Consider the following 12,070-nt stretch of genomic DNA (forward strand, 5'->3'; position numbering starts at 1 on the left):
CTGGCGTACGGCGCTCCGCACGGTCGCGTGCGGGGCGCCGTTCCGCTCCGGGCCCGGGCATGACATCGGACAAGAGGCTGAGCAATGTACTTCACCGATCGGGGGATCGAGGAACTGGCCGACCGGCGCGGCGAGGAGGAGGTCTCCTTCGTCTGGCTGGCCGACCGGCTGCGGGAGTTCGTCGATCTCAATCCCGAGTTCGAGACACCGGTCGAACGGCTCGCCACGTGGCTGGCGCGGCTGGGCGACGAGGACGACGACTGACGCATCGGCCCGCCCGCCGGCCCCGGCGGGCGGTCTCCCGCAACGCCACCGAGAGACGCGATACATCTTGACTTTCCCAAAACACGACATATCTTGTTGAGAGGGAAGCGTCTTGACCGGAAGGGGATCGTGCCGTGGCGCGCTGGACCGTAGATGAGCCCAAGACGATCGACTTCGACGGCGTGGTCGCACTCAGGGCGAACATCGTGGCAGGCACCATCTCCATCCTGGCGAGCGACGAGAAGCCCACACTCCAGGTCGGCGAGATCTCCGGGCAGCCGCTCGAGGTGATCCACGAGGCCGGGATGCTGACCGTCAACCACAAGAGCAGCGGCTGGGACGGTGTCGTCAAGTGGCTGCAGAACACCCGAGGCCGGGTCGCCGTCACGATCACCGTTCCGCCCGACTGCCCGGTCACCCTCAACCTCGTGACCGCGAACGCGGTCATCACCGGCCTGGCCGGCCGGGTGTCCGTCAAGACCGCCTCGGGCGCCGTCACCCTCGACGGGGTCACCGGATCGATCGACGCGAACACCGCGGCCGGCGACATCGAGGCGCAGGGCCTCGCCGGTTCGGTGACCTTCAAGTCCGTCTCCGGGAACCTCGCCCTGGCCGGAGGCAGCCTCGACCGCCTCACGGCGCACACGGTCACCGGAAAGGTCACCACCGACGTCGACCTGCGCGCCGACGGCCGCGCCCAGGTGAACACCGTCTCCGGCGAGGTGACGATGCGGCTGCCCGCGTCGACCTCCGCGACGGTGACCCTGACCTCCCTGACCGGCCGCGTCGACGCGGCCTTCCCGGAGCTCACCCGGCAGGACCGCCCGATGGGCAAGGACGTCACCGGTACGCTCGGCGACGGTGGGGCGTCCCTCGCCGTCAACTCGGTCTCCGGCGCCATCACGCTGCTCAGCCGACCGGGTCCGGAGGAGCTGACGTGATCGGCGGGCGAGAAGGATGAGCGGACGATGAAGTCGACGCAGCGAGGACGAGACCGGTGGTGAAGCACGTGAGGAGGCGTGGCCAGAGATGAGCCCCGTGTTCGGTCATGGCCGGCTGCGGCTGTACCTGCTGAAGCTGCTCGAGGAGAGCCCACGGCACGGCTATGAGGTCATTCGCCTGCTCCAGGACCGTTTCCTCGGCGTCTACTCCCCCTCCCCGGGAACGATCTATCCGCGGCTGGCCCGCCTCGAAGAGGAGGGCCTGGTCACCCACGAGGTCGTCCAGGGCAAGAAGGTCTACCGCCTGACCGACGCGGGCCGGGCCGAGCTCGAGCGCCGGATGGACGAGCTGGCCGAGCTGGAGGACGAGCTCACCGAGTCCGTACGCGACATCGCCCGCGAGGTCCAGGAGGACGTACGCGACACGGTGCGGTCGCTGCGTGAGGAGCTCACCCAGGCCGCCCGCGAGGTACGCAAGCAGGGCACGGCCGGTGCGGCGGCGCAGAACTTCAAGGAGACGAAGCGGCGGCAGAAGGACGAGTGGCAGCGCCAGAAGGAGCACTGGCGGGAGCACAAGCGCGTGCTGAAGGAGGAGTGGCGGCAGACCTGGGACGACGCCTGGGCGACCGCCACGGGCACCAGTGAGGACGCGGCGCGCGTCAAGCTCGACCGGGCCCTGCGGAAGTTCGTCGACGAAATCCGCGTCGCGGCGCGGGACGGCGTCGATGACGAGCAGATCGCCGAGGTACGCGCGCTGCTCGCCGAGACGTCCGAACGGCTGCGCACGGAGATCCTCGGCCGAGACGACCCGCACCCCGGGCGCTGACCGCCAAGCCAGGCCGGTGAGCGTCATGGCCGGGACGAGCCGCGTCCCGGCGACTGACCGCCAGCGCCGGTGACCGCCAGCGCCGGTGCCGGTCAGGCCGTAAAGACGATCTTCCCGAAGACTTCTCCGTCGATCATCGCGGCGAACCCGTCCCGGGCCTCCCGCAGCGGAATCGCGCGGTCGATCCGGGGACGCACCCCGGTCTTGTCGAGGAAGCGGGCCAGCCGTACGAGCTGGTCCCGGGTACCCATCGTGGAGCCCACCACCGACAGCTGGAGAAAGAACACGCGGTTCAGCTCGGCCGGCGGCACCTGGCCGCTGGTCGCGCCGGAGACGACGATCCGGCCGCCGGGACGCAGGGACTTCAGCGAGTGCGACCACGTCGCCTGGCCGACGGTCTCCATGACCGCGTCGACCCGCTCGGGCAGCCGCGCCCCGGACTCGAAGACCTGGTCCGCGCCGAGCTCGAGCGCCCGCTTGCGCTTGTCCTCGCCGCGGCTGGTCGCCCAGACGCGGTAGCCGGCGGCCGACCCGAGGGCGATCAGCGCGGTGGCGACACCGCCGCCCGCCCCCTGGACCAGGATCGTCGACCCGGGCTGCACCCCGGCCTTGTCGAACAGCATCCGGTACGCGGTCAGCCATGCGGTCGGCAGGCACGCCGCCTCCTCGAACGACAGCGAGGCCGGCTTGGGCACGAGGTTGCGGCGCGGCACCGCGACCTTCTCCGCGAACGTCCCGTCGTACGTCTCCGACAGCAGGGAGCGCTTCGGATCGAGCGTCTCGTCGCCCCCGCCCCGCTCCGGATCGCCGATCACCGAGTGGACGATGACCTCGTTGCCGTCCTCGTCGACCCCGGCCGCGTCGCAGCCGAGGACGATCGGCAGCCGGTCTTCGCGGATCCCGACGCCGCGGAGCGTCCAGACGTCGTGGTGGTTGAGCGCGGCCGCCCTGACGGTGACCGTCGTCCACCCCTCGGGAACGGTCGGCTCGGGACGTTCCCCGAGCTCCAGCCCGTTCAGCGGATTGTCGGCATCGATACGTGCGGCGGTGACGGCGAACATGCCCGCACTCTAACCCGCCCCCACCGGACGATCAGTTGACGACCCACGGAAACCCCTTGGCGGCCGACAGCACTCGCCGCGTCCCGCTAGAAGACGAAAACACCGCGGCCCGCACACGCGCTGGGCGGGTGCGGGCCGTGGCTGTGAGCGATCGGGTCAGAGGCGGGCGACGCCTTCCTTGCGGGCCTGGTCGGCGACCGCCTGGGTGACGGCGGGGGCGACGCGCTCGTCGAACGGGCTGGGGATCACGTAGTCCTCGGACACGTCGTCGCCGACCACGTCGGCCAGGGCGCCGGCCGCGGCCAGCTTCATGCCCTCCGTGATCGTGTGCGCGCGGACGTCGAGGGCCCCGCGGAACACGCCGGGGAACGCCAGCACGTTGTTGATCTGGTTGGGGAAGTCGCTCCGCCCCGTGGCGACCACGCGGGCGTGGCGGCGGGCGATCTCGGGGTGGATCTCCGGGTCGGGGTTGGACAGCGCGAACACGATGGCGTCGTCGGCCATCACGTCGAGGCAGTCCTCGCGGATGGTGCCGCCCGACAGGCCGATGAAGACGTCCGCGCCGTGGAGGGCGTCCTCGGTCGAGCCCTTGAGCCCGGCCCGGTTGGTGTCGCGGGCGAGCATCTGCTTGATCGGGTTGAGCCCGTCGCGGCCCTCGTGGATCAGGCCCTTGCTGTCGGAGACGGCGATGTCGCCGATCCCGGCGTTCAGCAGGATGCGGGACACGGCGACGCCGGAGGCGCCGGCGCCGGCCAGGACCGCCCGCATCTTCGCCAGCGGCTTGCCGGTGAGGCGCGACGCGTTGCGCAGCGCCGCGAGCGCGACGATCGCGGTGCCGTGCTGGTCGTCGTGGAACACGGGGATGTCGAGGGCGGCGCGCAGCCGGTCCTCGATCTCGAAGCAGCGCGGCGCGCTGATGTCCTCGAGGTTGATGCCGCCGAAGCTGGGCGCGAGCCGGGTGATGGTCTCGACGAGTTCGTCGGTGTCGGTGCAGTCGAGGCAGATCGGCACGGAGTCGACCCCGGCGAACTCCTTGAAGAGGAGGGACTTGCCCTCCATGACGGGCATGGCCGCGGCCGGGCCGATGTCACCCAGACCCAGCACGGCGGTGCCGTCGGTGATGACGGCCACCACCTTGGACGTCCAGGTGTAGTCGTAGGCGAGCTCCGGGTGCTCGGCGATCGCGCTGCAGACGCGTGCCACCCCCGGCGTGTACGCGAGGGCGAGGTCGTCGTTGTCCCGGACGGGAACGGTCGAGCGGACCTCCAGCTTGCCTCCGCGGTGCAACGCGAAGGCCGGATCGGCATCGTAATCGTGCGGTTCGACAGGCTCAGCAGCCACAGCGACCCCTGCTACTAGTGAGAAAATACGGGCAGACGACCGCATTTGCCTCCGGGTCAATGGACAGCGCGGCCGTCTCTCGATGTACGGGGGTCACCCGTTCACCAATTATCCCACACGCTCGGGCGCGCGGCAGTCAGGGGGTGGGGGCCTGCCGTCATGGCCTCGCCCGTTATCCATTCGTGTCATTGTTGATCACCTCTCGGGCGGGAGTAGGCCAAGATGTCGTCTTACTTCCCCTGTTCGTCCCACCTCCGCCCCGAGGAGGAACCCTGCGTCCCCGTCCACTCGTCCGCCGCTTGGCCGCGGCGGGCCTCACCGTGCTCACCACGACGTTCGCCCTGTCCGGCTGCCAGGACTCCGATCCGGCCACAGCGCTGGGCCGGGCCAAGAAGGCCGGCAAGATCGTCATTGCCACCGACGCCCTGTACCCGCCGAACGAGTTCAAGCAGGGCGAGCAGATCGTCGGCTTCGACATCGATCTGGGCCACGCGATCGCCCGGAAACTGGGCCTCAAGGCCGAGTTCCAGGACGTGAAATTCGAGTCGATCATGCCCGCGCTGAGCGAGGGCAAGTACGACATCAGCCTCTCCTCCTTCACTGACACGAAGGAAAGGGAGGGCCGGTTCGATTTCGTCACCTATCTGTCGGCGGGCACGATGTTGCTCGTCCGAAAGAGCAACCCGAAGCGCCTGCGGCCCGACGATCTGTCCCTGTGCGGGAGGCGCGTCGCCGTCGAGAAGGGCACGACCCAGGAGGACGAGCTCACTCCGGAGAGCGCGGCGAACCCGAACGCCGGTTCGCGCCTGAGCGCGTGCAAGAACGCCGGCCGGCCGGCCCCCATCCGTATGTCGTTCGACGACCAGGCCGCCGCCAACGCGGCGCTGGCCAAGGGTCGCGCCGACGGCGTGCTGGCCGACACCCCGTCCGCCGTCTACGGCGCGAAGCAGTCCGGCGACCACTTCGAGGTGTCCGGGCAGGCCTACGGGACCGCGCTGTACGGGATCGCGGTCCCCAAACACCATGAGGACCTGCGGGACGCGGTGTTCAAGGCCGTCAAGGAGCTGATGAAGGACGGCTCGTACCAGGGGCTCACCGACAAGTGGGGGATCTCCGCGGGCGCCGTACACGAGCCCAAGATCAACGCAGCGAGCGGCTGACCGTCCCGGCCAAAGATCATCCGGCTGTCGCGGGATTGTTGCAAGGCAGTAATCGCACTTCGGATGGGGTTGCGCCAAGATGTCGGGAAACTACCGAGCAATCGACCAGGGCGTTACGCCCTGTCATAGGAGGAGGACGCCGTGCACAGCGGTCTTCGCCGTCGCGCCCTCGGGGCGGGCATCACAGTCCTGACGGCCGCCCTCGCCATGTCCGCCTGCAACGCCAAGACGACGACGCGGGGCAGCAAGAGCGCACTCGACACGATCAAGAAGAACGGCAAGATCGTGATCGCGACGGACGCGTCGTACGCCCCCAACGAGTTCAAGCAGAACGGTCAGATCGTCGGGTTCGACGTCGACCTCGGCACCGCGATCGCCAAGAAGCTCGGCGTGAAGGCGGAGTACCAGGACGTCAAGTTCGACAACATCCTGCCCGCGCTGCAGAGCAAGAAGTACGACATCGGCATGTCCTCCTTCACCGACAACAAGCAGCGGGAGGCGACCTTCGACTTCGTCACGTACTTCACCGCGGGCACCGGCCTCATGGTGAAGGCGGGCAACCCGGAGAAGCTCGCGCCGAACGACCTGTCGCTGTGCGGCAAGAAGATCGCGGTGGAGTCGGGCACGACGCAGGAGGACGAGCTCACGCCCAAGTCCGCGGCCAAGCCCGACGCCGGCGCCCGGCTCGACAAGTGCAAGCAGGGCGGCAAGCCGGCCCCGACCAAGATCTCGCTGGACGACCAGAACGCCGCCAACCTGGCCCTGGGCAACGGCCGCGCCGACGCCGTCCTGGCCGACTCGCCGGTCGCCGCGTACGCGGCCAAGGAGTCCGGCGGCAAGTTCGTCATCGCCGGCAACGCCTACGACACCGCGCCGTACGGCATCGCGATCCCCAAGAACGAGAACGACCTGCGGGACGGGATCCTGAAGGCCGTGAAGGACCTGATCTCGGACGGCACCTACAAGCAGCTGACCGAGAAGTGGGGCATCTCGGCCGGCGCCGTCACCGACCCGAAGGTCAACGGAGCCGGTGGCTGAGGCGAACGTGAGTCAGATCGACACGCCCGAACCGGTACGGCCTGAGAGCATCAAGGCCGTGCCGGTCCGGCACCCCGGCAGGTGGGTGAGCGGCGCGGTCATCCTGGTGCTGACCGCGATGTTCGTCCACATGTTGTTCACCAACCAGAACCTGGACTGGTCGACCTTCCGGCAGTTCTTCTTCGAGGGCGGCATCCTCAAGGGCCTCGTCGCCACCCTGGAACTGACGGTCATCGCGATGGCGATCGGCATCGTGGGCGGCATCGTCCTGGCGCTGATGCGACTGTCCTCGAACCCGCTGCTGTCGTCGGCGGCCTGGCTGTACATCTGGTTCTTCCGCGGCACGCCGGTCCTGGTCCAGCTCATCTTCTGGTTCAACTTCAAGTCCCTGATGGGCGACATCTCGCTCGGCATCCCGTTCGGCCCGGTCTTCATCACCTGGGACGTCAACAGCCTGGTCACCACGTTCGTCGCGGCGATCCTGGGCCTCGGCCTGAACGAGGCGGCGTACATGTCCGAGATCGTCCGGGCGGGCATCCTGTCGGTGGACGAGGGCCAGGCCGAGGCGGCGCAGGCGCTGGGCATGCGGCGGCTCCAGATGATGCGGCGGATCGTGCTCCCCCAGGCGATGCGGGTGATCATCCCGCCCACCGGCAACGAGACGATCTCGATGCTGAAGACGACCTCGCTCGCCTCCACGGTCGCCTTCACCGAGCTGCTCAAGGCCGGCGAGGACATCTACAACGCCAACTACAAGACGATCCCGCTGCTGATCGTGGTCAGTGTCTGGTACATCATCGTGACCTCGATCCTCTCGGTCGGGCAGTACTACCTGGAGCGTCACTTCGGCCGCGGCTCCTCGCGTGAGCTGCCCCCGACCCCGCTGCAACGCCTGCGGCGGAACCTGACGACCTTCCACGTCAAGCCCCCGGCCGTACGGGAGGGGTCCGCATGACCGAGAACGCACCGGCGAGCGACGTGATGGTCAAGGCCGAGGGCATCCACAAGTTCTTCGGCCGGCTCCACATCCTGCGCGGCATCGACCTGGAGGTACGGTCCGGTCAGGTGATGTGCGTCATCGGACCGTCGGGCTCCGGCAAGTCGACGTTCCTGCGCTGCATCAACCACCTGGAGAAGATCGACTCCGGGCGGCTCTGGGTCGACGGCCATCTCGTCGGTTACCGCCAGCGCGGCGACAAGCTGCACGAGATGCACGAGAAGGATGTGGCCGCGCAGCGGCGGGACATCGGCATGGTGTTCCAGCGGTTCAACCTGTTCCCGCACATGACGGCCGTGCAGAACATCATGGAGGCGCCGATCCGGGTCAAGGGCGAGTCCCGCCAGGTCGTACGGGAGCGGGCGCTGCAGCTCCTCGACCGGGTGGGCCTGTCCGAGAAGGTGGACAGCTATCCCTCCCAGCTGTCCGGCGGTCAGCAGCAGCGCGTGGCCATCGCGCGGGCGCTCGCGATGGAGCCCAAGCTCATGCTCTTCGACGAGCCGACCAGCGCGCTCGACCCGGAGCTGGTCGGCGACGTCCTGGACGTCATGCGGCAGCTCGCGGTGGACGGCATGACCATGGTCGTCGTGACCCACGAGATGGGCTTCGCCCGCGAGGTGGGCGACTCGCTGGTCTTCATGGACGAGGGCGTCGTCGTGGAGGAGGGCGACCCCCGCGAGGTGCTCACCGACCCGCAGCACCGACGTACGCAGGACTTCCTGTCCAAGGTGCTCTGACTCAGGCGTCGTCCCGTATCCGCGCGCTCCGGCCCCGCCGGGGCGCGCGGAGTCGTACGGAGGGCCGGGGCCAGTAGCGCGCGATCACACGCCCGAGGATCAGGTCGTCGGGCACGGCCCCGAAGTCCCAGCTGTCCTGCCGGCCGGGGGCCCGCTGGTTGTCGCTCTCCAGCCACCACCCGTGCCGGTCGCGCCAGGCCACCCGCTTGACGATCAGCCGGGCCTCGCGCGGGTGACGTGCCACCACGACGTGACCGGGGGCGAGGCGGGCGCCACGCCGTACGAGCAGCCAGTCGCCGGGCCGGAGCACCGGCAGCATCGACTCGCCCGTCACCTCGACCGTCTGCACGTGGCATACCTCTCTGCGAGCGGGAAGGGTAGCAGGGGTAGTGTCTGCTATCGGAGCATGATCCGAAACAACGGAAGGGACACGCAGGTGCTTGCACGACTTCTGCGCCCCAAGACCACAGTGTCGGCCCACTGCGACCTGCCCTGTGGCGTTTACGACCCGGCACAGGCGCGGATCGAGGCCGAGTCGATCAAGGCCATCGTCGAGAAGTACGAGGCCAACGACGACCCGATCTTCCGCGCCCGGGCTCTGATCATCAAGGAGCAGCGCTCTGAGCTGGTCAAGCACCACCTGTGGGTGCTCTGGACCGACTACTTCAAGCCGCCGCACTTCGAGAAGTACCCGCAGCTGCACCAGCTGTTCAACGAGGCCACGAAGCTCGCGGGCGCCGGCGGCACCAAGGGCAGCCTCGACAAGGCCAAGGCGGACGAGCTCCTGGCCAAGATCGACGAGATCGCCAAGATCTTCTGGGAGACCAAGAACGCCTGATCCGGGTCCGTTCCCGTCTTCAGTTCGGTGGCGGGCGGCCGACCTTCGGGTCGGCCGCCCGCCATTCGCGTTTCTGGGGCCGGTCTCGAAGCCTCGCTACGGACGCGGGGCTTCGAGACCGGCCCTAGCCCCAGACGCGCTGCGCGACGGTCACCACGAGGTCGAGTTTGCGCCGCTGGTCGTCCCAGGTCAGCGGGTTGCCCTGCACTTCTGACGCGAAGCCGCACTGCGGGCTGATCGCCAGGTCCTCCAGGGGCACGAGACGCGACGCCTCGTCCACCCGTCGCGCCAGAACGTCGGGGTCCTCCAGCGCGCCCGTCTTGGTGGTCACCAGCCCCAGGACCACGGTCGTGCCGGCGGGAACGTGCTTGATCGGATCCAGGCTCCCGGCGCGTTCGGTGTCGTACTCCAGCAGCCAGTGGTCCACGGGGATCCGCCCGAACACCTCCTCGGCGATGCCGTCATAGGTCCCCTCGTTGAACCACTGGCCCCGGTAGTTACCCCGGCAGATGTGCATCCCGACGGTGACCCCCGCGTCGCGCAGGCCGCCGACGATCGCACGGTCGGCCTCGACGCATCGGTCCAGCAGCTCCGACGGGTCCAGCCCCTCCGCCTCGAAGACGGCGGTCAGCCGGTCGTTCACGAAGCTCGTGAAGCACGGCGCGTCGATCTGGACGTGCCGCACGCCGTCCCGCGCGAGCGCCTCCGTCTCCGCCCGTACGACCGCTGCGAGGTCATCGACGATGTCGGCCCGGGTCGGATAGACGGTGTCGCTCACCCCGTGCTGCCAGTTGGCGACGACGAAGTTGGTGACCTCGGGGACCGCCAGCTTCCACGGGCCCGGCGCGTGGTCGGCCAGGAACGCCGCCTCCCGGTCGGTGAACCGGTCCCGGTGCCGCAGCCGCCCGCCGATCAGGTTGAGGATGGCGTCGTCCGTGGTCCGCTCGTCCCCGTCGGCGTTCCAGTCCAGGACGGGCGCCTGGCTGACGAAGCCGTCCGTCGCCGCGGTCAGGTGGCTCATGAAGTCGTTCCTGCGGTACTCACCGTCCGTGTAGACGCCGATGCCGCTGTCCCGCTGCACGGCGAGCGCCTCGAGGACCGCCTGATCCTCGACCTGCCGCAACTCTTCCGCGTCGATCTCACCGGCCGCGTGGCGTTCACGCGCCCGGAGGAGGGCCGGGGGGCGGAGCAGGCTGCCCACGTGCAGGGCCTTGCCGGAGAAGTCCATCCGTACGCACCTCTCTGCCGGGTCACACATGATCTTCCGGTGTGGGGCGAACAATCTACGGTTCCTTGACCTTGTCCGAAAGCCCTCTCCCACGGTGATCACGGCCCTACCGGATGCCGCCGGGGAACGACGCCGCGGAAGGCCGCCGGGCGGGGCACCCGCCCTGCCACGCGCGTCTCCGGCGATCCGGCCGCCCCGACGGCACCGATTTGCGACGAGACGTCGCCTGGCCTCTACGATCATCACTTCGACGACCGAGCGCGCCGGATGCGCGCCAAGGTGCGTTGAGGCGGTAGTTTCGACAACAGCGGGTAGCCCCAACGAGGGAGTGACGTGACCGAGGAAACCGCGGCCATGCCGGCGAGTGTGTCCGACGTGCGCGACGTCGTGACCGTGCGGCTGCCGGCCGACAGCGCCTACCTTTCCGTGCTGCGCACGGCCACGGCCGGGCTGGCGGCACGCCTCGACTTCAACCTCGACGAGATCGAGGATCTGCGTATCGCGATCGACGAGGCGTGCGCGATGCTCCTGGCCCAGGCGGTGCCGGGCACGGATCTGACGTGCGAATTCGAGCTCTCCGACGACGCGATGAGCATCTCGGTGTCGGTTCTGACCGTCGACGGCCTGGAGCCGAGCCGCGACACCTTCGCCTGGACGGTCCTGAGTTCGCTCGCCGGTGACGTCGACGCCGAGGTCGGCGTCGACGACCGGGTGACCATCGTGATGAACAAGCGGCGCGGGAAGACGTCGTGAACGCCGCGACCCCAACGGCTCTCGACCACCGCCCACGCGGCTCCGGGCCGCTGAGCGAGGTGGACGCGTGACCGAGAAGACCACGGTGGCCGGCAACGAGCACGGCGTGCCCGACCGAGCACGAGCACGTCTGCTGTTCGAGCGACTCGCCACCCTGCCCGACGGCGACCCGGAGCGTCAGCGCATCCGCGACGAACTCGTGGAGCTGCACCTGCCGCTCGTCGAGTACCTCGCCCGCCGGTTCCGCAACCGCGGCGAGTGGCTGGACGACCTGGTGCAGGTCGCGACCATCGGGCTGATCAAGTCCATCGACCGTTTCGATCTGCAGCGCGGCGTGGAGTTCTCCACGTACGCCACGCCCACGATCGTCGGTGAGATCAAGCGGCACTTCCGCGACAAGGGCTGGGCCGTCCGCGTGCCTCGCCGGCTCCAGGAGCTGAAGCTGTCGCTGACCAAGGCGATCAGCGACCTCGCCCAGCGCGAGGGGCGCGCGCCGACCGTCAGCGAGCTGGCCGAGCACCTGCAGATGAGCGAGGAGGAGGTGCTCGAGGGCCTGGAGTCGGCCAACGCCTACTCCACCGTCTCCCTCGACGCCCCCGACTCCGGCGACGAGGACGCCCCGGCGGTCGCCGACTCCCTGGGCATCGTCGACGAGGCCCTCGAGGGGGTCGAATACCGCGAGTCGCTCAAGCCTCTGCTGGAGAAGCTCCCGGCCCGGGAGAAGCGCATCCTGCTGCTGCGGTTCTTCGGCAACATGACGCAGTCGCAGATCGCCGCCGAGCTCGGCATCTCCCAGATGCACGTGTCCCGGCTCCTGGCCCGCACGCTCGCCCAGCTCCGCGACGGCCTCACCGCCGACGACTGAACGCCACCCGAGAATTCAGCA

The 12,070-nt window shown here is 69.1% G+C and carries 14 protein-coding genes; 10 read left to right on the forward strand and 4 right to left on the reverse strand.

What is annotated here, in order from left to right; genetic code table 11:
* Nucleotides 1–84 precede the first annotated feature (84 nt).
* From ABEA24_RS42840 to ABEA24_RS42850, 3 genes are all read left to right on the forward strand, one after another.
* On the forward strand, nt 85–264 hold the full coding sequence (locus ABEA24_RS42840; protein WP_252775676.1) for a DUF6104 family protein: 180 nt from the start codon (nt 85–87) through the stop codon (nt 262–264).
* A gap of 134 nt (nt 265–398) precedes the next feature.
* Nucleotides 399–1,205 carry a DUF4097 family beta strand repeat-containing protein gene (locus ABEA24_RS42845; protein ID WP_345439515.1) on the forward strand — a complete coding sequence of 269 codons (807 nt, stop codon included), beginning with the start codon at nt 399–401 and terminating at the stop codon, nt 1,203–1,205.
* A gap of 88 nt (nt 1,206–1,293) precedes the next feature.
* A complete protein-coding gene (locus tag ABEA24_RS42850; protein WP_345439517.1) occupies nt 1,294–2,031 on the forward strand; it encodes a PadR family transcriptional regulator in 738 nt (245 codons plus the stop codon).
* Between the two features lie 92 nt (nt 2,032–2,123).
* Here the strand turns inward: ABEA24_RS42850 and ABEA24_RS42855 are convergent, their stop codons facing one another.
* Together ABEA24_RS42855 and ABEA24_RS42860 are read right to left on the reverse strand one after the other, a co-directional pair.
* Nucleotides 2,124–3,092: a zinc-binding dehydrogenase gene (locus tag ABEA24_RS42855; RefSeq protein ID WP_345439519.1), complete on the reverse strand. Its 969-nt coding sequence runs from the start codon at nt 3,090–3,092 to the stop codon at nt 2,124–2,126.
* A gap of 156 nt (nt 3,093–3,248) precedes the next feature.
* Entirely contained in the window at nt 3,249–4,433 is a 1,185-nt protein-coding gene (locus ABEA24_RS42860; protein ID WP_345439521.1) for an NAD(P)-dependent malic enzyme, read from the reverse strand.
* Nucleotides 4,434–4,732: 299 nt separating this feature from the next.
* Between ABEA24_RS42860 and ABEA24_RS42865 the strand changes: the two genes are divergently transcribed.
* From ABEA24_RS42865 to ABEA24_RS42880, 4 genes are all read left to right on the forward strand, one after another.
* A complete protein-coding gene (locus ABEA24_RS42865) occupies nt 4,733–5,593 on the forward strand; it encodes an ABC transporter substrate-binding protein (RefSeq protein ID WP_345439523.1) in 861 nt (286 codons plus the stop codon).
* A 141-nt stretch (nt 5,594–5,734) separates the two neighbouring features.
* A complete protein-coding gene (locus ABEA24_RS42870; RefSeq protein WP_345439525.1) occupies nt 5,735–6,631 on the forward strand; it encodes an ABC transporter substrate-binding protein in 897 nt (298 codons plus the stop codon).
* Nucleotides 6,632–6,638: 7 nt separating this feature from the next.
* Nucleotides 6,639–7,586: an amino acid ABC transporter permease gene (locus ABEA24_RS42875; RefSeq protein ID WP_345439527.1), complete on the forward strand. Its 948-nt coding sequence runs from the start codon at nt 6,639–6,641 to the stop codon at nt 7,584–7,586.
* Nucleotides 7,583–8,365, forward strand: coding sequence for an amino acid ABC transporter ATP-binding protein (locus ABEA24_RS42880; protein ID WP_345439529.1), 783 nt, complete (start codon nt 7,583–7,585; stop codon nt 8,363–8,365). Before ABEA24_RS42875 ends, ABEA24_RS42880 begins: the two co-directional genes overlap by 4 nt.
* 1 nt (nt 8,366) lies before the next feature.
* On the opposite strand, the gene sodX is transcribed toward ABEA24_RS42880, so the two are convergent.
* Entirely contained in the window at nt 8,367–8,714 is a 348-nt protein-coding gene (sodX, locus tag ABEA24_RS42885) for a nickel-type superoxide dismutase maturation protease (protein WP_345439531.1), read from the reverse strand.
* Between the two features lie 87 nt (nt 8,715–8,801).
* Here sodX and sodN point away from each other — a divergent pair, with 87 nt between their 5' ends.
* The gene (gene sodN, locus ABEA24_RS42890) at nt 8,802–9,203 is read left to right on the forward strand and encodes a superoxide dismutase, Ni (RefSeq protein ID WP_345439533.1); all 402 of its coding nucleotides are present in this window, start codon (nt 8,802–8,804) and stop codon (nt 9,201–9,203) included.
* 124 nt (nt 9,204–9,327) lie between these two features.
* Here the strand turns inward: sodN and ABEA24_RS42895 are convergent, their stop codons facing one another.
* Nucleotides 9,328–10,431 (reverse strand): cobalamin-independent methionine synthase II family protein, encoded by a 1,104-nt coding sequence (locus ABEA24_RS42895; RefSeq protein ID WP_345439535.1) that lies wholly within the window; start codon nt 10,429–10,431, stop codon nt 9,328–9,330.
* 333 nt (nt 10,432–10,764) lie between these two features.
* Between ABEA24_RS42895 and ABEA24_RS42900 the strand changes: the two genes are divergently transcribed.
* The gene (locus ABEA24_RS42900) at nt 10,765–11,184 is read left to right on the forward strand and encodes an ATP-binding protein (protein ID WP_345439537.1); all 420 of its coding nucleotides are present in this window, start codon (nt 10,765–10,767) and stop codon (nt 11,182–11,184) included.
* A 67-nt stretch (nt 11,185–11,251) separates the two neighbouring features.
* Complete coding sequence (locus ABEA24_RS42905) at nt 11,252–12,049, forward strand: RNA polymerase sigma factor SigF (protein ID WP_345439539.1); 798 nt, start codon at nt 11,252–11,254, stop codon at nt 12,047–12,049.
* Nucleotides 12,050–12,070: the final 21 nt, after the last annotated feature.

This window comes from Actinoallomurus vinaceus (genome assembly GCF_039542055.1).
Classification (GTDB): domain Bacteria; phylum Actinomycetota; class Actinomycetes; order Streptosporangiales; family Streptosporangiaceae; genus Actinoallomurus; species Actinoallomurus vinaceus.